21 protein-coding genes and 1 tRNA gene are annotated in these 22,453 nt (G+C 73.0%); 7 read left to right on the top strand and 15 right to left on the bottom strand.

The window, feature by feature from the left end; translation table 11 throughout:
- Positions 1-21: 21 nt before the first annotated feature.
- Together BUE44_RS03625 and clpS are read right to left on the bottom strand one after the other, a co-directional pair.
- Positions 22-585 carry a DUF2017 domain-containing protein gene (locus tag BUE44_RS03625; protein WP_073493634.1) on the bottom strand — a complete coding sequence of 188 codons (564 nt, stop codon included), beginning with the start codon at positions 583-585 and terminating at the stop codon, positions 22-24.
- Complete coding sequence (gene clpS, locus BUE44_RS03620) at positions 585-908, bottom strand: ATP-dependent Clp protease adapter ClpS (protein ID WP_073493632.1); 324 nt, start codon at positions 906-908, stop codon at positions 585-587. The genes BUE44_RS03625 and clpS overlap by 1 nt, the downstream gene beginning before the upstream one ends.
- A gap of 133 nt (positions 909-1,041) precedes the next feature.
- Here clpS and BUE44_RS03615 point away from each other — a divergent pair, with 133 nt between their 5' ends.
- Together BUE44_RS03615 and BUE44_RS03610 are read left to right on the top strand one after the other, a co-directional pair.
- Positions 1,042-2,364, top strand: coding sequence for a nicotinate phosphoribosyltransferase (locus tag BUE44_RS03615; RefSeq protein WP_073493630.1), 1,323 nt, complete (start codon positions 1,042-1,044; stop codon positions 2,362-2,364).
- An 82-nt stretch (positions 2,365-2,446) separates the two neighbouring features.
- A complete protein-coding gene (locus BUE44_RS03610; RefSeq protein WP_073493627.1) occupies positions 2,447-3,022 on the top strand; it encodes an isochorismatase family protein in 576 nt (191 codons plus the stop codon).
- Positions 3,023-3,194: 172 nt separating this feature from the next.
- Here BUE44_RS03610 and BUE44_RS03605 read toward each other — a convergent pair whose 3' ends face one another.
- Positions 3,195-3,497, bottom strand: a complete 303-nt coding sequence (locus tag BUE44_RS03605; RefSeq protein WP_073493625.1) for a hypothetical protein — start codon at positions 3,495-3,497, stop codon at positions 3,195-3,197.
- Positions 3,498-3,582: 85 nt separating this feature from the next.
- Complete coding sequence (locus BUE44_RS03600; protein WP_235001890.1) at positions 3,583-6,000, bottom strand: immune inhibitor A domain-containing protein; 2,418 nt, start codon at positions 5,998-6,000, stop codon at positions 3,583-3,585.
- A gap of 311 nt (positions 6,001-6,311) precedes the next feature.
- On the opposite strand from BUE44_RS03600, the gene BUE44_RS03595 reads away from it, so the two are divergent.
- Entirely contained in the window at positions 6,312-6,605 is a 294-nt protein-coding gene (locus BUE44_RS03595; RefSeq protein ID WP_073493623.1) for a hypothetical protein, read from the top strand.
- Positions 6,606-6,622: 17 nt separating this feature from the next.
- Here BUE44_RS03595 and BUE44_RS03590 read toward each other — a convergent pair whose 3' ends face one another.
- On the bottom strand, positions 6,623-7,189 hold the full coding sequence (locus BUE44_RS03590) for an RDD family protein (RefSeq protein ID WP_073493620.1): 567 nt from the start codon (positions 7,187-7,189) through the stop codon (positions 6,623-6,625).
- 318 nt (positions 7,190-7,507) lie between these two features.
- Positions 7,508-8,659 carry an RDD family protein gene (locus tag BUE44_RS03585; protein ID WP_073493618.1) on the bottom strand — a complete coding sequence of 384 codons (1,152 nt, stop codon included), beginning with the start codon at positions 8,657-8,659 and terminating at the stop codon, positions 7,508-7,510.
- 270 nt (positions 8,660-8,929) lie between these two features.
- Between BUE44_RS03585 and BUE44_RS03580 the strand changes: the two genes are divergently transcribed.
- Positions 8,930-9,442 (top strand): SsgA family sporulation/cell division regulator, encoded by a 513-nt coding sequence (locus BUE44_RS03580; RefSeq protein WP_079189461.1) that lies wholly within the window; start codon positions 8,930-8,932, stop codon positions 9,440-9,442.
- Positions 9,443-9,472: 30 nt separating this feature from the next.
- Here BUE44_RS03580 and BUE44_RS03575 read toward each other — a convergent pair whose 3' ends face one another.
- Complete coding sequence (locus BUE44_RS03575; protein ID WP_073493616.1) at positions 9,473-10,840, bottom strand: FAD-binding oxidoreductase; 1,368 nt, start codon at positions 10,838-10,840, stop codon at positions 9,473-9,475.
- A 75-nt stretch (positions 10,841-10,915) separates the two neighbouring features.
- Positions 10,916-12,049, bottom strand: a complete 1,134-nt coding sequence (hppD, locus tag BUE44_RS03570) for a 4-hydroxyphenylpyruvate dioxygenase (protein ID WP_073493613.1) — start codon at positions 12,047-12,049, stop codon at positions 10,916-10,918.
- 132 nt (positions 12,050-12,181) lie between these two features.
- Here hppD and BUE44_RS03565 point away from each other — a divergent pair, with 132 nt between their 5' ends.
- Entirely contained in the window at positions 12,182-12,661 is a 480-nt protein-coding gene (locus tag BUE44_RS03565) for an Lrp/AsnC family transcriptional regulator (RefSeq protein ID WP_073493611.1), read from the top strand.
- 38 nt (positions 12,662-12,699) lie between these two features.
- Here the strand turns inward: BUE44_RS03565 and BUE44_RS03560 are convergent, their stop codons facing one another.
- The 4 genes from BUE44_RS03560 to BUE44_RS03545 form a co-directional block, all read right to left on the bottom strand.
- Entirely contained in the window at positions 12,700-13,488 is a 789-nt protein-coding gene (locus BUE44_RS03560; RefSeq protein WP_073493608.1) for a hypothetical protein, read from the bottom strand.
- 58 nt (positions 13,489-13,546) lie between these two features.
- Entirely contained in the window at positions 13,547-14,341 is a 795-nt protein-coding gene (locus tag BUE44_RS03555) for an IclR family transcriptional regulator (RefSeq protein WP_073493606.1), read from the bottom strand.
- Between the two features lie 244 nt (positions 14,342-14,585).
- A complete protein-coding gene (locus tag BUE44_RS03550; RefSeq protein ID WP_073493603.1) occupies positions 14,586-16,373 on the bottom strand; it encodes a DEAD/DEAH box helicase in 1,788 nt (595 codons plus the stop codon).
- Positions 16,374-16,701: 328 nt separating this feature from the next.
- Complete coding sequence (locus tag BUE44_RS03545; RefSeq protein WP_073493601.1) at positions 16,702-18,123, bottom strand: MFS transporter; 1,422 nt, start codon at positions 18,121-18,123, stop codon at positions 16,702-16,704.
- 203 nt (positions 18,124-18,326) lie between these two features.
- On the opposite strand from BUE44_RS03545, the gene BUE44_RS03540 reads away from it, so the two are divergent.
- Positions 18,327-18,398, top strand: a tRNA-Cys gene (locus BUE44_RS03540).
- Between the two features lie 185 nt (positions 18,399-18,583).
- Positions 18,584-19,339, top strand: coding sequence for an isocitrate lyase/PEP mutase family protein (locus BUE44_RS03535; RefSeq protein ID WP_073493599.1), 756 nt, complete (start codon positions 18,584-18,586; stop codon positions 19,337-19,339).
- Positions 19,340-19,353: 14 nt separating this feature from the next.
- On the opposite strand, the gene BUE44_RS03530 is transcribed toward BUE44_RS03535, so the two are convergent.
- From BUE44_RS03530 to BUE44_RS03520, 3 genes are read right to left on the bottom strand one after another with little or no spacing between them, the layout of a single operon-like run.
- On the bottom strand, positions 19,354-20,178 hold the full coding sequence (locus tag BUE44_RS03530; RefSeq protein ID WP_143172466.1) for a hypothetical protein: 825 nt from the start codon (positions 20,176-20,178) through the stop codon (positions 19,354-19,356).
- Between the two features lie 15 nt (positions 20,179-20,193).
- The gene (locus tag BUE44_RS03525; protein WP_079189459.1) at positions 20,194-20,802 is read right to left on the bottom strand and encodes a hypothetical protein; all 609 of its coding nucleotides are present in this window, start codon (positions 20,800-20,802) and stop codon (positions 20,194-20,196) included.
- Complete coding sequence (locus BUE44_RS03520; RefSeq protein ID WP_073493595.1) at positions 20,802-22,433, bottom strand: hypothetical protein; 1,632 nt, start codon at positions 22,431-22,433, stop codon at positions 20,802-20,804. Before BUE44_RS03520 ends, BUE44_RS03525 begins: the two co-directional genes overlap by 1 nt.
- Positions 22,434-22,453 lie beyond the last annotated feature (20 nt).

The raw sequence follows: 22,453 nt of genomic DNA, 5'->3' as shown, positions 1-22,453 counted from the left end.
AGGCGCACCCGGCGGGGGCGGTTACGGCATCAGGGTCTCGACCAGTGACTCCTGGAGCGCGCCGAGCCACAGGTAGGCGACCACCATCGGCTTGCGCTCGTCGTCGTCCGGCAGGTGGTAGAGGCCGTTGTCGTCGTCCTCGGTGATGTCCAGATACGCGCCGATGGTCAGCCGTAGGTCGTTCATGGTGCCCAGCCACTGGCGGGACTCCTCCGGCGTCAGCTCGACCACCGGGCCGCCGCGGTCCAGGCAGCGCACCATCGCCAGGGCGTCGTCGCGCTTGCGGGCCCGCAGGTCGTTCTCGGTGAAGCGGCGGAAGTCCGAGGCGTCCGCCTGCTCCTCGTACGCGTCGGGGAACAGCCTGGCCAGCGCCGGATCCTCCGGCGGCTTGCTCGGCCCCTCGGTGAACAGCTCGGCGAGCGGGTCGGCGTCCGCGTCGGCCGCGCCGGGCCCGGGGCCGACCAGTTCGAGCAGCTGGACGACCAGCGAGCGGAGGATGGAGATCTCGCCGTCCTCCAGCGCGATGGCCGCGCCGCCGCCGGGCCTGGCCTCGAAGGAGCCCGGTCGGGGCCGCCTGCGGCCCATCAGCGGTCCTGCGACAGGGTCGCCCACAGGCCGTAGCCGTGCATCGCCTGCACGTCGCGCTCCATCTCCTCGCGGGTGCCGCTGGAGACCACGGCCCTGCCCTTGTAGTGGACGTCCTCCATGAGCTTGGTCGCCTTGCCCTTCGAGTAGCCGAAGTACGTCTGAAAGACGTAGGTCACGTAGCTCATCAGGTTGACCGGGTCGTTGTGCACGAGCGTCACCCACGGAACGTCCGGTTCGGGGACCGCGAAAGGCGCTTCGCCGGACTCGGGGCGTTCGGTCCTGGACGGTTCGACTGGGGCGACACTCATCACAGGTTCCATGCTGCCGCTCATGTGGGGTCTCGCACAAATGGGCGTGCTCGCGAGGGTGCCCTCGCCTCGCCGGGGCGGTGTGAGGGCACGCACAGCCGCGACATCTCGTCAGTCTGACGAGATAGGGGGTAGCATCCCGGTCATGAGCACAGCAGAGCTGGGACTGCCGGTGGACGTGCCCTCCACCGCGCTTTTCACCGACCGCTACGAGCTGACCATGCTGCAGGCGGCGCTGCGCAGCGGCGCCGCCGGGCGCCGCTCGGTCTTCGAGGCCTTCACCCGCCGGCTGCCCGAGGGCCGCCGCTACGGCGTCGTCGCCGGCACCGGACGGGTGCTGGACGCGGTCGAGAACTTCCGCTTCGACGCGCCCGTCCTGGACTTCCTGCGCCGCGAGCACGTGGTGGACGACCAGACGCTCGACTGGCTGGCCGGATACCGCTTCACCGGCGACATCTGGGGCTATCCCGAGGGCGAGGTCTACTTCCCCGGCTCGCCGATCCTGCGGGTCGAGGGCACCTTCGCCGAGGCGGTGCTGCTGGAGACGGTGATCCTGTCGATCCTCAACCACGACTCGGCCATCGCGGCCGCCGCCTCCCGGATGGCCGTCGCCGCCGGCGGGCGCCCGCTGATGGAGATGGGCGCCAGGCGCACCCACGAGCTGGCGGCCGTCGCCGCCTCCCGGGCGGCCTACATCGGCGGCTTCCGGACCTCCTCCAACCTCGCGGCGGGCTTCCGCTACGGCATCCCCACCGTCGGCACCAGCGCCCACGCCTTCACCCTGCTGCACGACACCGAGCGGGACGCCTTCACCGCGCAGGTCGTCTCGCTGGGCCGCGGCACCACGCTGCTGGTCGACACCTACGACGTGGCGACCGCGGTACGGGCCGCCGTCGACATCGCGGGACCCGAGCTGGGCGCGGTCCGCATCGACTCGGGCGACCTGCTGCTGCTCGCCCACCGGGTGCGCCAGCAGCTGGACGACCTCGGGGCGAAGGACACCAAGATCGTGGTCACCTCGGACCTGGACGAGTACGCGATCGCGTCGCTGGCCGCGGCGCCGGTCGACTCCTACGGGGTCGGCACCTCGCTGGTGACCGGCAGCGGGCACCCGACCTGCTCGATGGTCTACAAGCTGGTCGCCCGCGCGGCCGACGACGAGCCACTGGTGCCGGTGGCGAAGAAGTCGATGGGCGGCAAGACGAGCGTCGGCGGCCGCAAGTGGGCCGCCCGCCGGGTGGACGAGGACGGCGTCGCCGCCGCCGAGGTCGTCGGCAGCGGCCCGATCCCCGAGGACCTGGCCGGCCACCAGCTGCTCGTCCCCCTGGTGCGCGGCGGCGAGATCGTCGGCCGCGAGCCCCTCGACGCGGCCCGGCTGCGCCACATCGAGGCCCGCGCCGGCCTCCCGGCGTCCGCGACCCAGCTCTCCCGCGGCGAGCCGGTCCTGCCCACCGAGGTGCTCGGATAGCCCCCGGCAATGTGCGGGGCTTCCCGCGGCGGGGGAGAATCCCTACGCTCAGGCCGTATCCACCCACCGCCGAAAGGGCAAAATGCACCGCGCACTGATCGTCGTCGACGTGCAGAACGACTTCTGCGAGGGAGGCAGTCTCGCGGTCGCCGGAGGGGCGGACGTGGCCGCCGCGGTCACGGACCTGATCGGGGAGGCGGCCGGGAGCTACCGGCACGTGGTGGCCACCCGGGACCACCACGTCGACCCGGGGGACCACTTCTCGGCCGAGCCGGACTTCGTCACCTCGTGGCCGGTGCACTGCGTGGCGGGGACCGAGGGGGTCGGGTTCCACCCGAATTTCGCCCCCGCAGTGGCCTCCGGCGCGGTGGACGCGGTCTTCGACAAGGGCGCCTACGCGGCGGCCTACAGCGGCTTCGAGGGCCGGGACGAGAACGGCGCGGACCTGGCGGGCTGGCTGCGGGAGCGCGACGTCAGCGAGGTGGACGTGGTGGGCATCGCCACCGACCACTGCGTGCGGGCCACGGCCCTGGACGCGGCCAGGGAGGGCTTCACGACCCGCGTGCTGGTCGCGCTGACCGCCGGGGTGGCCGAGGAGACCACCGAGAAGGCGCTGGCCGAGCTGCGGACGGCGGGCGTCGGCCTGGTGCAGGCCTAGGGCCTGTCCGGCGGATCTTGGCGGATCAGCCTGCGGCGTCCGGTGCCGTACATCGCAAGGCGGAGAATCGTCCTCGTACCGGGTCGTACAAGGATGATTCGACAACGCAGCGAGGTGCGGTGCCGGGCGTCGCAGGCCCGGCAAGATCCGCCGGACAGGCCCTAGACAGGCCCTAGACGCGGTTCAGCGTCGAGATCGGGTGCCAGGGGTCGGACGTCCTGGCGCGGTGGTCGCGCCAGACGAGGCCGTCCGGGTGGTGCAGCACCGCGGTGATCTCGTCCGGGGTGGGCGGCTCGGCATTGCCCGTCAGGCGGGTGCCGCGGAAGCCCAGGTTGCTGAGCCGGGTCAGCGCGCGCTGCCTGTTCAGGGCGTGCACCACGACCCGTACGGTGTGCGCCGGGTCGGCAGGGTGCGCCAGCACGAGGGCGACGACGACCGTGCCGCTCGGCAGCTTGACGAAACCTCCGACGGCCATGCTCACATCTTCCGCGGTTCGGCCGCCGCCCACCAGCAGGCGACGGCCGAACGCGGGATGACCGCGGGTGTGACAGCGGATGGCGTCAGCGGTGCGCGGGCCCGACCTGGAGCGTCATCGTGCTGCCGCTGAGCGGCTCGGCGACGATGGTGATCCGGGTGTTCGTGTCGGGCACCTGCACGCTGCCGTACGGGTTACTGGCGTACCAGTAGGTCCCGGAGTGGTCGTCGAAGACCGGCGAGCCGAGCTTCGCGCCGACCTTGGCGGCGACACCGTTCAGGTGCAGGGTCAGACCCTGCGTGGGGTACCAGCTGAAGGCCGAGTCGTAGGCCTGGATGCGGTTGCGCATCAGCGAGCCGTCCGACCACTTCTCCGGCTTGGCGTGGGCGTCGACCGGCAGGATCTCACCGGCACCCGGGTGCGCACCGACGTTGTTGTCGGCCTGCGAGGTGTCCCAGAGCCACACGACAAGACCGTTCTGGTAGGGGAAGTGCTCGACCTGCTTGGGCTTGCTGTTGAGCCAGCCGAAGTTGTACGGGCCGGTCGCCAGCGTCTGGTCGTAGTCGACGTACTGCCGGTTCTCCGCGATGTAGAACTCGGGGTAGTCGTTGGTGAAGGACGCGCCGATCCGGGTGAAGCCCTTGGCGGTCCAGCCGTTGTCGTCGGTCTCGGCGCCGTCGGTGACCAGGGCGGCACCGTCGGCGGTCAGGGTGATCGCGTCGGCCGTGAAGCCCTTCTGGGCCACGCCGCCGTCGGTGAGGTAGCGGAAGCGCAGCTGGATCTGCTTGCCCGCGTAGGCGTCCAGCGGGAAGGACAGGTCCTCGTACGCGCCGCTGGTGCCGGTCAGGGCCGGGGCGTTGCCGCCGTCCCTGGGCAGCGACTTGCCGTTCGCGGTGCCGTCCAGCGCGGTCCAGTTGGCGCCGCCGTCCGTGGAGGCCTCGGTGTAGAGGTAGTCGTAGTTCTCCTCGATGTCCCACCACCCCTTCAGGGTGAGCGACGCCGACGACTTGCCCGTCAGGTCCACCGAGCGCGTCAGGGTGTTCGACAGGTTGTCGCCGCTGCCGGACCACCACTGCTTGCTGCCCTCGGCGGGCTGGGTGACCGTGGTGGTGACCGTCTTGTCGGGCAGCGTGACGATCAGCGCCTGCTTGTCCTTGGTGTTGTACTCGGCGACGCCCAGCTTGGTGGTCGAGCGCGTCGCGGCCTTGGCGGTGCCGTAGTTGAGCCAGCCCAGCTGCAGCTTGTCCCAGGCGTTCATGTCGTCCGGGCGGTCGCCGATCGCGTTCTTGCCGGTGCCCATCCACGAGCCGGACGACATCAGCGTCCAGAAGGCGGTGCTGTTCTCGCCTATGTACGTGGTGTCGTACTCGTCGGGCAGGCCCAGGTCGTGGCCGTACTCGTGCGCGAAGACGCCGAGGCCGCCGTTCTCCGGCTGGAGGGTGTAGTCGCCGACCCAGATGCCGGTGTCGCCGATCTGGGTGCCGCCGGCCTTGTCGCCGGCCGGCCCGGTGCGGCCCGCGTCGTTGCCGTACGCGTACCAGCGGTGCGCCCACAGCGCGTCGGTGGCCTGGGCGCCGCCGCCGGCCGACTCGTCCTCGCCGGCGTGCACGATCTGGAAGTGGTCGATGTAGCCGTCGGGCTCGTTGAAGTTGCCGTCGCCGTCGTAGTCGTAGCGGTCCCACTGGTCGTACTGCGCCAGGTCCGCCTTGATCTGCGCGTCGGTGCGGCCCTGCGCCTTCTGGTCGGCGACATAGGCCGTGGTGGCGTCCCGGATCAGGTCCCAGGCGCTGGCGCAGATGGTGCTGCCGCAGTAGTTCGAGCCGTAGCGGGCCTCGTTCCAGGGCACCTTGACCCAGGCGGAGACCTCGCCGTCGACCGAGTAGCGGCCCGAGGACTGCTTCTCGTAGTACGTCGCCAGCGAGTCCTTGCCGGCCGCGTGCGAGAAGTACAGGTCCTGGAAGTGCTGCTGGTTGTAGTCGGCCTGCCAGGCGGTGCTGTTGTCGGCCACCGGGTCGGGCTTGGCTATCGTGTTGTGCGCCGGGCCCGCCGTGCCGCCGTACTTGGTCACCGGGGCCTCGGGGCCGTCGGGACCGTCCGGGTCGTAGGTGGTGGTGCTGTCCACCTGGTCGCCGAACTCGGCGAGGATGGTGAAGATCTTGTCGGTCTTCTCCCGGCCCAACTCGACGTACTTGCTCTTCTTGCCCTTGCCGGAGCCGAGCTGGACGACCTTGGAGGCGCCGATCTGCTGGACGGTCGCCTGCCCGGCGACCACCTGCTGCAGGGCGGCGGAGCGCTCGGCCGCCTGCTGCTTGCTGAACGGGCCCGGCAGGTCGTGTGCCTGGCTCTCCGCCGGATCGTGCCCCGAAGCCGCGGATACGGTGCCGGGCGCGTGATCCGGCGCCGCCGCGAACGCGCCCGCCGCGGTGGCGGTGGGAAGCACGCCCAGGACGGCGACGGCCAGGGCCAGGGCGGCGGGTTGGGTGATCCTCCGCTGATATCTCAAGATTATTTGACCTCCCCTTGGGAAAGGCCATTGCATCGGAGTGACGCACGAAAAAACAGATCTTGACTTGGGCATGGCAGGACAGTACGTTTACCGGTTCCACGGCTCCGCTGAGCGGACGTCAGACCCCGCAAGTGCCCTGCCGGCACAATTGCGTTGAGGTATCCGGACGCGCGTGCGACCCCGTGCGCCCCCTCGTGCACCGCGCCGTTGGTAAGGTGATGCTTACCAGGTGTCCGCCCCGGGCATGCCGAACAGGAACCACCCGTCAGCGTGCCCCCGCTTCGACGTACCCGAGGACGGTTCCCCCGATGCCACGTCCGACGACACCGCAACTCGCCTACGGTTCCCTCACCGTCGTGCTGTCCACCCTCGCGACACTGCTGCTGTCCGACGTACGCTCCGGCGCCGCGGTCGTCGCCGTGGCCGCCGGCGGGCTGCTGCTCGGACTGCTCGTCGCGGTGAGCATGACGGCGCCGGTGGCCGCCCGCCGCCGCGCCTCGCTCGGCCCGGCCCCGATTCCCCCGGCCGCCGTACCCGTCCCGCGCTCGCACGTGACGGCCGGCGCGGAATCCCGGGTGGCGGAGCGCTCGCTGCGGCGCTGACCCGCCCGCGCGGGCCATCAGACGGCGGTCACGACCACGGTCCTGGCCGCCTTCTCGTGCAGCCCCTGCCGGTACGGCTTGTCGAACAGCACCGTGATGCCGATGATCAGGAACCAGAAGCAGCTGCAGCAGAAGGCCGGGAGCCACAGGATCGCGGCGCGGACCGCGGCGGAGTTCGTCGGCGGCACGCCGCCGTCGGACAGCATCGCCGCCCGCAGGCCCATCAGCCGCTTGCCCACCGTCTGACCGGTGGACTTCGTCATGTACCACTCGTAGAGGAAGCCCAGCGCCGCCGTGAAGACACCGCCGACCGCGGACCGGCCGTAGCTGACGTCGTTGCCGTGCACGCCGCCGGCCGCCCAGTCCAGCAGGCCCGCGGGCACCAGCACGATGATGATGTCGATCACGCGGGCCAGCACTCGCCTGCCGGGGGCCGCCAGCGGGGGCATGCCGGCCAGCGGGTCCGGCTGCTGCCAGCCGCCCCCTCCCCCGCCGAAGCCGTCGCCCGGGTCGTACGGGTTGCCTCCGGCGGGGGGCGGGTTCCCGTACGGGTTCCCCGACGGCGGCGTCTGATCACTGCTCATATGCCGAGTCAATCCCGCCCCGCCCCACCCCGCCCGCCACCAAGCCCCATCCGAGCGACCCGCCCCCAGCGGCGCGGGGAACCGCGGCCAGACGGCGCCCCTCAGGGGCGCGGGGAACTGCGCGCTCGGCCCCCCACCGGCCGGTGGCCCCGAGCGAAGCGAGATGGGGGCACCCCCAGGCGAAGCTCTGGGGGAGGACCGAACAGCCCCTCACGGCCGGTGGCGACGTGCACCCCGTCGACGGCCGGCCGCGCAGGTGCCCGCTCCCCTGGGGGGGGGACCCCCTTGACGGAGGGGCGCCGGGCCGGCGGGAGGGCCCTAGGCGGCTGCGACGAAGGTGCGTGCCGCCTTGTCGTGCCAGCCCTGGCGCCACGGGCGGTCGAAAACGCACCAGGCCACGCCGACGGCGCCCACGGCGAGAACGTTGAGGACGGAGCGCAGGAGCCAGCGGCGCAGGCTCGCCCCGAAGCCGGGAGGCTGCTGCGCCTCGATGTCGAGGACCTTGAGTCCGACGAGCTTCTTGCCGAGCGTGCGGCCCCACTTGGCGGTGGGGAGGACTTCGAGGAGGAGCCCGGCGAGCAGCGCCACCACCAGGATCGCTGCCGCCTCCGCCCCGGTCGTGGCGTCGAGGAGCCAGACCTTGACCGTCTCCCCGGTCAGCTTGGCCGCGTCGACCTTGTCCTTGGCGTGGTGGTAGGCGGCGGAGCCGAGCGGCAGGGCCGCCGCCGCGGTGACCGCCGCGAAGAGCACCGTGTCGACCATCCGCGCCGCCAGCCGCCGGACCAGCCCGCCCGGACGCTCCTGCGCGCGGGCGCTGCCGAAGGGATCGTCGGCGACGGGCCGCCAGGGCGTGACGCCCTCGCGGGCCAGGTCGTGCACCTGCTCGGCCCAGGGCGCCGGCGTCTGCGCGGGTACGCCGGGGCCGCCGCCGTCCGGTGACGGCCGGCTCCGGGCGGGCGGCTCGGGGGGCGAAGGCCGCGGGTCGATCCGCGGCTGCTGGTACGCCGGCGCCCGGTGCTCGGCCTCCGGGGGCGACCCCCAGGAGATCGGCGGCAGCTCGCCGCCGCTCGCGGCGGGCGCGGGCCATGCGGCCGGAGCGGGGGCCGGTGGCTCAGCGGCGGGGGCGGGCGCCGGAGCGGGCTCAGGCGAGGGCGGGAGCGGCGGCGCGGGAGCGGGCGACGGCGCGGTCGCGGGCCAGCCGGGCGCCGGCTCGGCGGCCGGAGCCGGAATCGGCGCCTCCGGCACGCCCTGCACCGCGGCCGGCGCCGACGGGTCGGCGTCCAGGAACATCGGCCCCGACTCGTCCACCGCGGGCGGCGCGGCGGCCGGCGCGGGCTGGCTCGTACCCGGCACCCAGCCGAAGCCGTTCCAGTACCGAATGTAGTTCGGGATGGAGGGGTCCGGGTAGTAGCCCGGCGCCGGGGACGCGGACGACGAAGAACCGGACGAGCCAGAAGGAGGTGCGCTCATGGTTCACAGGTTCCGTATCTGCTCGGCCGGGGGGTGCAGCATCCAGACATACCAGACCGGTGGACCCGTCGGGACCGCGCCGCGGTACACCACCCTGTCCGGCACGTCCTTACTCCCGCACGGCGCCGCGCGCCCCCTCTTCACCGAATTTGAACCCAATCCCGCGAAGCCGCGTAATGGTGGGAGAGGCACGCGCTCTCTCCAGGTGCTGGCCCCGCTCGCGATACCCGCCAGGAGGGGCCGCCGCGCCAAGGAAAGGACGTCGACTCGATGCAGACCGTGGTGGAACGCGAACTCGAAATGCAGCTGGTGCTGTCGCCCGAGCGCAGCATCCCCGTACCGGCCAGGCTGGCCTACCGCACGGACGACCCGTTCGCCGTGCACGTCACCTTCCATGTGGGCTCCGACGCGCCCGTGAACTGGACGTTCGCTCGCGAGCTGATCGTGGAGGGGGTGTTCAGACCGTGCGGGCACGGCGACGTGCGGATCTGGCCGACGAAGGTCAACGGCCGCAGCGTGCTGTGCATGGCGCTCAGCTCGCCGGACGGCGAGGCGCTGCTCGAAGCGCCGTCCTCGTCCGTCGCGGCGTGGCTGGAACGCACGCTGCGGGTGGTCCCGCCGGGCAGCGAGCACGAACAGCTGGGCATGGACGACGGGTTGAGCCGCCTGCTGGCGCCGACGGCCGGGGACGAGCTGTGGCTGGGCAATCCCTCCGGGCCCCGGGGGGCCGGGGAGACTCCCGGACCGGGCCGGAAGGACGACACTCCCGACGCGGGTGCGTGAGCGCGACCGCGGGCGCCGCGGCCGCCGCGGTCAGAAGACCTTGCCCGGGTTGAGCAGCCCGAGCGGGTCGAAGACGGCCTTGATGCCGCGCTGCAACTCCACCCCCGTGGGACCGAGTTCGCGGGCCAGCCAGTCCCTTTTGAGCAGCCCCACCCCGTGCTCGCCGGTGATGGTGCCGCCCAGCGCCAGGCCGAGCGCCATGATCTCGTCGAAGGACTCCCGGGCCCGCCGGGACTCCTCGGGGTCGTGCGCGTCGAAGCACACCACGGGATGGGTGTTGCCGTCGCCGGCGTGCGCGCACACGCCGATCGTCAGGCCGTGGCGCTCGGCGATCGCGGCGACCCCGTCCAGCATCTCGCCGAGCCGCCCGCGCGGCACGCACACGTCGTCGATCATCGTGGCCGTGGAGACCTTCTCCAGCGCGGTGAGCGACAACCGGCGTGCCTGCAGCAGCAGTTCGGACTCCGCCGCGTCCTGCGCCGGCACCACCTCGGTGGCCCCGGCCGCCGTGCACAGCGCGCCGAGCGCGGCCAGGTCGGCCGCCGGGTCAGGGGTGTCGAACGCGGCCAGCAGCAGCGCCTCGGTGGACTCCGGGAGCCCCATCTGTGCCATCGCGTTGACCGCCCGGATGGTGGTGGCGTCCATCAGCTCCAGCAGCGACGGTACGTGGCCGCCCTCCATGATCGCGCACACCGCCGCGCAGGCGGCGGCCGCCGAGGGGAACTCGGCGACCAGCGCGAGCTGTGGGGGCGGCGCGGGCCTGAGGGCGACGACCGCCTTGACGACGACGCCGAGGGTGCCCTCGGAGCCCACGAACAGCCGCGTCAGGTCGTAGCCCGCGACGCCCTTGGCCGTACGCCGGCCGGTGCTCAGCAGCCGCCCGTCGGCCAGGACGACGTCCAGGCCGAGGACGTACTCGGCGGTGACGCCGTATTTGACGCAGCACAGGCCGCCGGCGCCGGTGCCGATGTTGCCGCCGATGGTGCACTGCTCCCAACTCGACGGGTCCGGGGGGTAGGAGAGCCCCCGTTCGGCGACCGCGCGGGACAGCACCGCGTTGACGACCCCGGGTTCGACCACGGCGACACGGTCCACCGGGTCGATCTCCAGGATCCGGTCCATCTTCCGCAGCGACAGCACGATGCACCCGTCCACGGCGTTGGCCCCGCCGGACAGCCCCGTGCGCGCCCCCTGCGGCACGACCGCCACCCGCTCGGCGGTCGCCGTTCGCATGACGTGCTGCACCTCCGCCACGGTCCGCGGCAGCACGACGGCGAGCGGCACCCCCGCTGCCGAGAAGCCGGCCATGTCACGCGCGTACGACGCCGTGACCTCCGGGTCGGTCACCACGGCCGCCGCGGGCAGCCCGGCCCGCAGCATCTCGATCACGTCACCCATGCCCCCACCTTGGCACTACGTGCTTCCCCAGGTAAGGGGGTGCCCCCAAGAGGGCACCCCCTGGCCCGGTGGGGATCAGAGGTTGCCGCGCAGGGCCTGCTCGCGCTCGATGGCCTCGAAGAGGGCCTTGAAGTTGCCTTTGCCGAAGCCCATGGAGCCGTGGCGTTCGATCATCTCGAAGAAGACCGTGGGCCGGTCCTGCACCGGCTTGGTGAAGATCTGCAGCAGGTAGCCGTCCTCGTCCCGGTCCGCGAGGATCTTCAGGTCGCGCAGCTCGTCCAGCGGCACCCGGGTGTCGCCGACCCACTCGCCGAGGGTGTCGTAGTACGAGTCGGGGGTGTCGAGGAATTCGACGCCCGCAGCCCGCATCGCGCGGACCGAGGCGACGATGTCGTTCGTGGCCAGCGCGATGTGCTGGACGCCGGGCCCTCCGTAGAATTCCAGGTATTCGTCGATCTGGGACTTCCTCTTGGCCACCGCGGGCTCGTTGAGCGGGAATTTGACCTTGCGGGTGCCGTCGGCGACGACCTTCGACATGAGGGCGGAGTATTCCGTGGCGATGTCGTCGCCGACGAATTCCTTCATGTTGGTGAAGCCCATGACCTGGTTGTAGAAGGTCACCCACTCGTTCATCCGGCCGAGTTCGACATTGCCGACGCAGTGGTCGATGGCCTGGAAGTAGCGCCGGGTCGGCGGTTCGACGACCGGCGCGACCGCGTCGTAGCCGGGCAGGTAGGGGCCGTCGTAGCCGGTGCGGTCGACCAGGGTGTGCCGGGTCTGGCCGTAGGTGGCGATCTCGGCGAGCACCACCGTGCCGTGCTCGTCCTTCAGCTCGTACGGCTCGGCGAGGCCGTGCGCGCCGTGGGCGACGGCGTAGTCGTAGGCGGCGCGGGCGTCGGGGACCTCGATGGCCAGGTCGATGACGCCGTCGCCGTGGGCGGCGACGTGCTCGGCGAGGAAGCGCCCGCGCTCGGTGGCCGGTTTGATGACGGAGGTGAGGACGAAGCGCGCGCCGCCCGACTCCAGGACGTACGAGGCGGTCTCGCGGCTGCCGTTCTCCGGGCCCGCGTACGCCACCCGGCGCATCCCGAACGCGGTCGAGTAGTAGTGCGCGGCCTGCTTCGCGTTGCCCACCGCGAAGACCACCGCGTCCATGCCCTTGACGGGGAAAGCGTCCCCGGCTGCCTTGGCGTCCTTGGTCTCAGTCATGGCACGAGCGTCCCGCCGCCGCTCAGGGTGCGCAACAGTTCCGGTTTTCGCTGGACACAATGCACAGCCTGGGTGACGATCGACGGGTCAATCTGTGCAGGATGACCACGGCGAGGGGCAGGCGGGGCGGGGATGGGAATCGACGCGCTGGACGGGCGGCTGATCACGCTGCTGGACCGGGAGCCGCGGATAGGCGTCCTGGAGGCGTCGCGCCGGCTGGGGGTGGCGCGCGGCACCGTGCAGGCCCGGCTCGACCGGCTGCGGGCGCACGGGGTGATCCGCGGCTTCGGCCCCCAGGTGGATCCGGCGGCACTGGGCTATCCGGTGACGGCCTTCGCGACGCTGGAGATCACACAGGGGCAGGGCCCCGACGTCCGCGCCCACCTGGCGTCGGTGCCCGAGGTGCTCGAACTGCACACCACGACCGGCGAGGGCGACATGCTGTGCCGGCTGGTGGCCAGGTCGAACGCGGACCTGCAGCGGGTGATCGACAAGGTGGTCGGCTTCGAGGGGATCGTGCGGGCGGCGACCGCGATCGTGATGGAGAACCCGGTGCCGCTGCGGATCATCCCGCTGGTGGAGCAGGCGGCCCGGGACGCGCCGCCGTCCTGACAACCGCCGCGGCCCCCGGGCGCCTCCGGGGGCGGCTGTCAGCAGGTCGGGGTCTGCCTGCCCGCCCGCAGGTCGGCCAGCGCCGCCAGGGTGCCGTCGAGGGTCTCGACGGGGATGAGGCGCAGGCCGCCGGGGAGCTGGGCGGTGGCGTCCGAGCACTCGGCGCGCGGCACCAGGAAGACGGTGGCCCCGTCGTTGCGCGCGGCCTGCTCCTTGAGCGGTACGCCGCCGACCGCGCCGACGGTGCCGTGCGCGTCGATGGTGCCGGTGCCGGCGATGACGCGGCCGCCGGTGAGGTCGGCGCCGTGGCCGTCGCCCTGGATCTTGTCGATGATGCCGAGGGTGAACAGCAGCCCGGCGCTGGGGCCGCCGACGTCGGCGAGGTGCAGCTGCACCGTGACCTTCGACGGCGACAGGCCGAGGTGGCCGAGGGCGGCGCCGGTGGCCGCCGCCTGCGAGTCGGCCATCTCCTTGAGGTTGGCCTTGTCGTTGGCCTGGACCGACCCGCCGTGCGGGTAGACCGAGTCGCGCGGCATCGCTGCCTCGTTCGTACGGAACCAGGCCCTGGCCACGTCGACGAAGTGCACCGAGGCGTCCGGCCGGGTCGCGGCGATGGTGACCAGCCGCAGCTGCCCGCTGGTGGCGCGCACCGGGGTACCGCTGATCGTGATGATCTGGGTGCCCTTGTCGGTGCCCAGCACGTTCGCGGTCAGGCCCGGCTCGACGATGGTCACGGGCAGCGGCGCGAAGGCGGCCACGACCAGCAGTACGGCCACGACCGCCGCGCACACGGCGAGGGTCAGGGACCGGCGGGAGAGCGTAGGCATGCGCCCGACCTTATTTCACCGCCGACCCTGCCCAGAAACCGCGGGCTCCGTCACCCGCTCAGCGCAGTGCGTCGGAGACCTCGGTGGCCGCCTCCACCACCCGCGGCCCGACCCGTTCCGGCACCGCCTCGGCGAGCATCACCACCCCGACGCTGCCCTCCACGCCCGGCACCCCGAGCAGCGGGGCGGCGGCGCCGCTCGCGCCTGCCTCCAGCTCCCCGTGGGTGAGGACGTAGCGGACCTGGTCGGTGGCCAGGCCGGTGGCGACCGAGGCGGTGCCGATCCGGACCATGGCGCCGCCGTCGTCGTCCAGCGGGTCCTGGCCGCCGTCGTGGCCGTCGAGGTCGTCCTGCCCGTCGTGCGCGTCCGCGAAGCGCTCCCAGCGGCTGCCGTCCGGTGTGGGCTGCATGCCGCGGCCGGCCAGGATCGCCCGGCCCGCCGCGCCCCGGTCCAGCGGGTGGCGGAAGCCGGTGCGGTAGGCGACGTGGTAGTCGGTCCAGGTCGGCTCGACCACGGCGACGGCCAGCGCCTCGCTGCCGTCGACCAGGGTCAGATGGGCGGTCGCCCCGATGTCCTCGGCCAGCGAGCGCAGCGCGGGGAGCGCCGCCTCGCGCAGCAACGGGTGCACCTGGTGGGCGAGTCCGAGCACTCCGAGCCCGACCCTGGCGCGCCCGCCGAGGTCGCGGCGGACCAGCGAGTGCTGTTCCAGGGTGGCGAGCAGTCGGTAGACGACCGTCCGGTTCACCCCGAGTTTGGCCGCCAACTCGGTCACGGTCAGGCCGTGATCGGTGTCGGCGAGCAGTTTCAGGACCCGTAGGCCCCGGTCCAGTGTCTGAGACGTCTCCGCGGTCACGACGCCCCCTCCTCATAGAATCGGCGGCGCCTGTCACGGAGACGACGCACCACCGGTCCCGCGGCAGTGCGCGGAGAGGCCGCCGGTTGTCGGCTTACCGGCTGCGCTCCGCGGCGGCTCTGCCACGGCGCGTGCGTGATCGGCACGGTAGCGAGGTTGTACCGCTCAGCGGAAGAGGCCGTCCACAATCCGGGCAGTCCCATGACGCCTCGTCGCTTGTCATATCCGTGTAACACTGCGGAAATCATCGCATTCGGGTGGCCCATTCCTGCACCTTCTTGATCCGTTCGCCGAGCTGGCCCGCGGTCGCCTCGGCACTCGGCGGACCCCCGCAGACCCTGCGCAGCTCGGTGTGGATCACGCCGTGCGGCTTGCCGCTCTGATGGTTGTACGCGGCCACCAGGGTGTTCAACTGCTTTCTCAGCTCAAGCAGCTGCCGGTGCGAGACCACCGGGCGCCGCTCCGCCGGAAGTTCCAGCAGGTCGGCCTCCTCGTCCGGCTTCTTGCGGCTGTGCGCGATCTGCCGCGCCTGCCGCCGCTGGAGCAGTATCTGGACCTGGTCGGGCTCCAGCAGCCCGGGGATGCCGAGGTAGTCCTGCTCCTCCTCGCTGCCCGGGTGCGCCTGCATGCCGAACTCGGCGCCGTCGTAGAGGACCCGGTCGAAGACCGCGTCGGACTCCAGCGCCTCGAAGGGCAGTTGGTCGTCCTCGGTGTCCTCGTCCTCGGCCTTCTCGGCGTCCGCGAGGAGCTGGTCCTCCTCGGCGAAGGGGTCCTCCTCGCCGGCCTTCTTCGGCTTGTCGAGCACGTGGTCGCGCTCGACCTCCATCTCGCTCGCGAACTCCAGCAGCATCGGGATCGTCGGCACGAACACCGACGCGGTCTCGCCGCGGCGGCGCGACCGTACGAAACGGCCCACCGCCTGCGCGAAGAACAGCGGCGTCGAGATCGTCGTGGCGTACACCCCGACCGCCAGGCGCGGTACGTCCACGCCCTCGGACACCATCCGCACCGCGACCATCCAGCGGTCCTCGGACGCGGCGAACTCCTCGATGCGCTTGGAGGCGCCCGTGTCGTCCGACAGCACCACGGTCGGCTTGTGCCCGGTCAGCTCCCGCAGCAGCTTGGCGTAGGCGCGGGCCGAGTCCTGGTCGGTGGCGATCACCAGGCCGCCCGCGTCCGGGATGCCCTTGCGCACCTCGGTCAGCCGCTGGTCGGCGGACTTGAGCACGTTGGGGATCCAGTCGCCGGTCGGCGACAGCGCCGTCCGCCAGGCCTGCCCGGTCGCGTCCTTGGTCATCGGTTCGCCGAGCCGGGCCTCGATCTCGTCGCCGGCCTTGGTGCGCCAGCGCATGTTGCCGCTGTAGGACAGGAAGATCACCGGCCGGACGACGCCGTCCGCGAGGGCGTTGCCGTAGCCGTAGGTGTAGTCGGCCGAGCTGCGCCGGATGCCGTCGTTGCCCTCCTCGTACGCCACGAAGGGGATCGGGTTGGTGTCCGACCTGAAGGGCGTACCCGTCAGCGCCAGCCGCCTGGCCGCCGGGTCGAACGCCTCAAGGCACGCCTCGCCCCACGACTTGCTGTCGCCCGCGTGGTGGATCTCGTCCAGGATCACCAGCGTCTTGCGCTGCTCGCACCGGTTGCGGTGCAGCATCGGCCGCACGCCGACACCCGCGTACGTCACCGCGACGCCGTGGTATTCGCGCCCCACCGGCCCCGCGCTGTACTGCGGATCCAGCTTGATCCCTATCCGCGCCGCCGCGTCCGCCCACTGCGTCTTCAGATGCTCGGTCGGTGCCACCACGGTGATCTGCTGGACCATGTGGTTGTGCAGCAGGTACGACGCGAGCGACAGCGCGAACGTCGTCTTGCCCGCGCCGGGGGTGGCCACCGCCAGGAAGTCGCGCGGCTGCCGCGCGACATAGGCGTCGATGGCCGCCTGCTGCCAGGCCCGCAGCTTGTTCGCCGTTCCCCAGGGGGCGCGGCCGGGAAAGGCGGGAGACAGGTGGTGGGGGTGCGATGCGGTGGTAGTCACGGTCTCCGGGTAAGTGTCGGGGCGGCGACCGCCCCCAGCCCAGACGCCGGCGCGGCCCATGCGAAAACCGCCTCAGCCTACCGGCCCGCTGCCCGCCCCATCCGCCCCGACGCCGACCCCCGGGCGGGTGCGACCGACGTCACACCCGCACCCTCCCGGCCGCCGCGGGGGGGTGCGGGAACGCCTCCTGCGCGTCGCCGCCGGCCGGCGGTCCGGACCCGGCGGCGCTTCCACGGCCGGTGGCGACGTTTGCGGGCCTTGCGCGTACGCCGCCGGCCGGCGGTCCGCCCCCCGTACGTCGCCCCGTGGCGACGTACGGGGGCGTCCCCTACCGCTTGGCGGGGCGGAGGCGGGCCGCGGCCAGGGCGGCCACGAGGGCCAGCAGGGCCGCCGGGAGGAAGACCGCGGCGAAGGCGGCCGGGTGCGCGGCGACCGTCGCGCCGCCCGCGGCGGCGGACGGCGCCAGAGAGCCGCCGCCGAGCGCGGCGAAGACCGTACCGGCGGCAGCCACCAGCACCACCTGCGCCAGCGCGTCGCTGACCTGCAGGGCGGCGGAGTTGGTCCCCGCGTCCCGCGGGCCCGAGATCCGCATCAGCAGCACCGTCAGGGTGGAGATCACCATCCCCATGCCCATGCCGGCCAGGCACCAGGCGACCGCGACGATCCACACCGGCACGGCGTGGTCCAGCGCCAGCGGCACCGCCGCGATCGCGGTCGCCGACAGCACCATGCCGACCTGCACGAGCCGTTCCCGCATCGGCTCGAAGCGCGGCCTGGCCTGCAGGTACGAGCCGAGCGCCCAGGTCAGCCCGCCGCCGGCGAGCGAGAGGCCCGCCATCGTGGCGGACAGCCCGCGCTGGGTGACCAGCATCAGCGGGATGAAGGTCTCGGCCGCGGCGAAGGTGCCCGCCGCGAGGCCGCGCATCAGCACCACCGCGGGCAGCCCGCGCACCCCGCGGAAGGTGCCGGGCGGCAGCAGCCGCCGCGCGGCCGGTACGAGCAGCGCGGCGCCGGCGAGCGCGGGCAGCGCGGAGAGCGGGCGCAGGTCCTGGCCCGCGTACTGCAGCAGCACCGCGCCGGCGGCCAGCGCGACGGCCAGCCAGATCCGCCGCCCGTCCATGCGGGGCCGCGGCCCGGCGTCCTGCTCGGGCGCGGCCACCGTACGCCGCAGCGCGGGCAGCATCACCGCGAGCGGCAGCACCACGAGCGCCGGGATGGCCAGGAAGACCCAGCGCCAGCCCAGTTGCTCGGTCACCGTCCCCGACACCAGCGGCCCGACGATCGACGGCACCACCCAGGAGGCCGCGAACGACGCCATCACCGAGGGCCGCAACCGCTCCGGATACGCCCGCCCCACCACCACGTACAGCGCGACGATCACCAGCCCGCCGCCGAAGCCCTGCACGGCCCGCCCCAGCACGAACGTCCCCATCGCGCCGGCCGTCCCGCTGATCACCAGGCCGGCGGCGAAGGCCGCGATGCCGGCGGTCAGCGGGCGCAGCGGCCCGCTGCGGTCGCACCACTGGCCGCTGACGACCATCGCGAGCAGCGAGGTCGTGAAGTAGCCGGAGAAGCCGAAGGCATACAGTCCGAGCCCGTGCAAATCCCTGGCCGCGATGGGCATCGCGGTGCTCACAGCGGTGGCCTCGAAGGCCACCAGCAGCACCACGGAGACCACCCCGAGCGTCAGCGCCCGGTACTCCCGGCCCAGGATGCCGCCCGTTCCTTCCTCGGGTATCGGGCGTCCCACGGCTCGTTCCTCTGCGACAGTCACCCGCCCAGCGTAAGGGGCAATCGGCGGTTTCACCCCTGCCGCGAGACCGGAGTCGCCTCCGCCTTCCGCCCTACGCCCCCGCCGTTTTGTTAACGGCGTGTGGCAGTCACGTGGCCGCCATGCCCGCACCGTTGACCCGGGCCCCGGCACCCGTCATGGTCGTACCAGAACACGCACACGGCCGTGTGCCCGAGTGGTTGAGGGACTCGTCTGCAAAGCGAGTGACGCCGGTTCGATTCCGGTCACGGCCTCCGCAGCCCGATCAGGCGCGAAGAAGGCGGCACCCCGGCGGGGTGCCGCCTTCTTCGCGATGCGCCGGGCACGAACCGCGGGGCCGGCCGCGGAGGTTCGGCCGCCGCGCCTGCGGGGATTGGCCCACACTTTCCGACGGCGATTGGCACATTCCGGCGGGCCGCGGGCCCGTACCGTCTTGGCTATGACGGAGCGAACGAAGGACACACCGGTGGGAACGGGCGCGGACGTGCTGCGGGCGCTGCACCACGGGCGGGTGGCCGGGGACCCGCTGGTGCTGCCGGGGCCGTGGGACGCGGCCAGCGCGCGGGTCTTCGCGGACGCCGGCTTTCCCGCGCTGGCGACGCCCAGTGCCGGGATCTCGGCGAGCCTGGGCTACGAGGACGGTGAGGGGACGCCGCCCGGCGAGATGTTCGCCGCGATCCGCCGGATCACCCGGGCCGTCGACGTGCCCGTCACCGCCGACGTCGAGGCCGGTTACGGCCTGCCCCCCGCCGAGTTGGTCGAGCGGCTGCTGGAGGCGGGCGCCGCCGGGTGCAACCTGGAGGACTCCGACCCGTCCGCCGCGACGCTGGTCGACCCGGTCCGGCAGGCCGACCGCCTCGCCGCGGTCCGCGCGGCCGCCGGTACCGCGCTGGTGATCAACGCCCGCGTCGACACGTACCTGCGCGGCCCGCGCACGCCCGCCGCGGCGATCGACCGCGCCCTGCTGTACGCGGCGGCGGGCGCCGACTGCGTCTATCCGATCCTCGCCCCCGCGACGCACCTCACGACGATCGCCGAGGCGGTACGCGTCCCGCTGAACGCCCTGTGCAAGCCCGGCACCCCCTCCCCCAGGGAACTCGGCGCCCTCGGCGCCACCCGCGTCACCTTCGGCGGCGGCCTCCAGGCCCAGGCGCTGGAGGCGGTCAGGGCGATGGCCGCCGGCATGGTCGGCTGACGGGCGGCGGCGCGCTACTGGGTGCAGTAGTTGTCAGGGCAGAAGGACGCGCGCAGGACCCGGAAGACGTCCTGGTAGGAGGACCAGTCGGAGTCGGGTCCCGCGACCAGCAGCGCGTACTGCACGCCGTCGGGACCGGTGAAGGCCCGGTCGACGACATGGCGGGTGCCGCCGTCGTCGCGGACGTAGGTGTATTCGAGGTCGGCGGCGTCCGACGCCTGGTCGTCGATGATGTAGCGCAGCCCGAGCAGCTGGTAGCCGTTGTTGGTCGAGACCGTCGCCTCGGTCGCCTTCAGGGACTCGTACGGCGTCGTCTGCGGGCTGCTGAGCGAGAAGACCTGGATCAGGCCCTGCTGGTCCTGGCTCTGGTAGTAGACGCTGGCGCCCCCGGAACTGCGCTGCCAGGACTCCGGCACGTCGAGGGTGAAGCCCGCGACGTCCTGCAGGTGCGCGAAGCCGGGCGGCGGGCCGGTCGTCGCGGGCTCGGTCGACGGGTCCTCGGTGGTCGGGAAGTCGGTGGTCGGGTCCTCGGTGGTCGGGAGGTCGGTGGTGTCGGAGTCGCCGGCCGTGGCCGGATCGGGCGAGTACGCCGATGTGCCGTCCCCGAAGCCCGGCGCCCCGGCGGCCGGACTCGAACCGCCGCCGCCCCCGGAGTCCGTCTGCGCCGCCCACAGCCCGATGCCGGCCGCCGCGCACACCAGCACCACGGCGAGCGCCACGATCAGCACCCGGCTGTTACCGCCCGGCGTGCGCGGCACGCTCGCGGGCCCCGGCCCGCCGGCCGCCCCGGGCGGCGGGTCCTGCGCCCAGCGCTGGTTCTCCGCGTCCCATCTGGCCATCCGGAACACCCCCTCTCAGCCGAGCAGTTGCAGGCAGGCCTGGACGACCGCTGCCGCGGAGGCCAGCCCGGCCGCAGCCGTCGCCCCCAGGTCGAGCCGGTCGCGCAGCCATTGCAGCCGGCTGCGCCGCACCCGGCCCTCTTCGGCGATCTCCCGCTCGGTCGCGGCCAGTTCGGCGTCGATCTCGGCGGTCTCCGCGCTGGGCGCCAGCGCCCGCAGCTGCTCGCGCAGGGCGCTGACGGCGGCGGCCAGCTCCGCTGACGCGTCGGCATACTGCGTCGAGGCGTCGACCGCCCTGGCGTCCGGCCCCGCGGCCACCGCCCCGCCGGTCATCGTGCCGACGCCGATCCCGGCGGCCGGCGCCTGCACCGGCGGACCGGTGTACGGGGCCGGCGGGGGTGCCGCCGCCCGGCGGGCGCGGTCCTCGGCGCGGGCGCCCCGCCCGGCCGCCGCCGCCCCACCGGTCATCACGCCGATCGAGATGCCACCCGCGGCGGGGGCCGCGGCGGCCCCGTCCCGCGACGGCTCCGCCGTGTCACGCCCCTCGTGATCCGCGTCCTCCGCGTGCCCGTCGTGCTCCGTGTGCCCCTCGTGTTCCGCCTGTTCCGCCTGTTCCGCCGCCATCACGCCCCGCCTTCCGTGTGCTTCGCCGACGCCCGTTCCCCTGTCGCGACCGCGCCACCGCTCATGGCGCCGATGTAGACGCCGCCGCCGCTGACGTTGACGATCTGCTGCTCGAACTCGCCGGTCGCGTAGCCCTTCTGCCGCAACGCCTCCCGAACGCCGCTGGCGATCCGGTCCTGGACGGTCTTCACGTAGCGGCTGATGTCCATCTCCTGGAAGAGGGACACCTCCCGCGCGCTGCCCAGCTCCCGCACCGACGTGGCCGGCCCGTCGGGATACGCGTTCTGCGGGTCGGCCAGCCAGGTGCGGAAGACGGTGACGCCGGTGCGGACCAGCGAGCCCCCCGCGGCCAGGCCCGCGGCCGGGCTCGCCAGCAGGCTGCGCAGCGCGCGCCGCACCGGGTCGGACTGGCCGCGCGCCACGATCACGTCCACGGCCCTGAACTCCGCGCGCACGGGGGTCAGGACGTGCGGGACGACCTCCAGGACGAGCATGCCGCCCTGGGTGTGGACCCGCACCAGGATCGACACGACGATCTGCTCCTCCCAGGCGCCGACCCGGATGCGCAGGAAGTGCCGGCGTGCCTCGCCGCCCTCGCCCGCCGCGGCCATGAGGTGCTCGTCGACGGTGCTCGCCGCGTACTCCACCTCGTTGCGGCGCAACCCGGCGGGCAGGTAGACGAATTCGTCGATCTCCAGTGAGCGCAGCCGGTCCCGGCTGGCCGCGGCGGAGTCGCGCAGCGCCGTCATCCGGGGCTTGATGAGGTCGATGACCTCGCGCCCGGTGAGCCGGGCGCCGTCCGCGGGCGCGCCGGCCTTCCCCGACTCGACGGACTTCAGCTCCATGGCCAGCGACCAGGGTTCGTACGGCTTGCCGGCGCCGATGAAGGGCCGGAAGGGGTCGTAGATCGTCAGCGGCGAATACTGCTCGCGGTCGATGGCCGCGCCGATCCGCCGCCACTGCGGCGAGTCCCCCAGTGCCGCGCGGGGCGCGTGCGGGTAGGCCGCGCGGCCCAGCTCCGCGCACATCACGGCGGTGACCCGGCCGCGGTGGACCCACACCGGGACCGCCAGCAGGAACGGGAAGAGCGCGCCCGCCCACGCGTTGTGGCCGCTCAGCAGCACGGTGACGACGGCCCCGGCGTAGAGCAGGCCGACGAAGGGGGTCAGCACGGGCAGCAGCAGCTTCAGCCGGCCGTGGGTGGCCTCCTTGATCATCGCGCGGTCGAGGGTGAAGACCGCCAGGCCCACCCCGGTCGCGGTGCGCCTGGCCCAGGCCATCACGCAGAGCACCGCGTAGGCCACGCACCAGGGGATGTGCAGGAGGGAGTCCGATCCGGCGCCGGTCACCCAGAAGGCGATGAAGAGCACCCAGATCAGCACCAGCCACGCCCCCGTCCCGGCCTCCAGGCGGCGGGCGCGCAGCGCGTGGGCGAGCACCGGCAGCGCGTCGATGCCGAGCGAGGGCGCGACCGGCCGCTCCTCGTGCTCGACCAGCTCCTCGATGACCCGGCTGCGGAAGGCGGTGTCGAAGTAGACCCCCGCGCTGAGCAGCCGGGTGGCCTCGGTGCGGAAGGCCGGCGGCCGTGCACCGACCCTGGGTGGCGGAACGGGCCGGGTGGGTGTGCTCATACGTCCCCCGTTGTCCGAAT

The sequence above is a fragment of the Actinacidiphila paucisporea genome (assembly GCF_900142575.1).
In the GTDB taxonomy this organism is placed as follows: domain Bacteria; phylum Actinomycetota; class Actinomycetes; order Streptomycetales; family Streptomycetaceae; genus Actinacidiphila; species Actinacidiphila paucisporea.
This window is presented reverse-complemented; position numbering and strand designations above follow the sequence as displayed.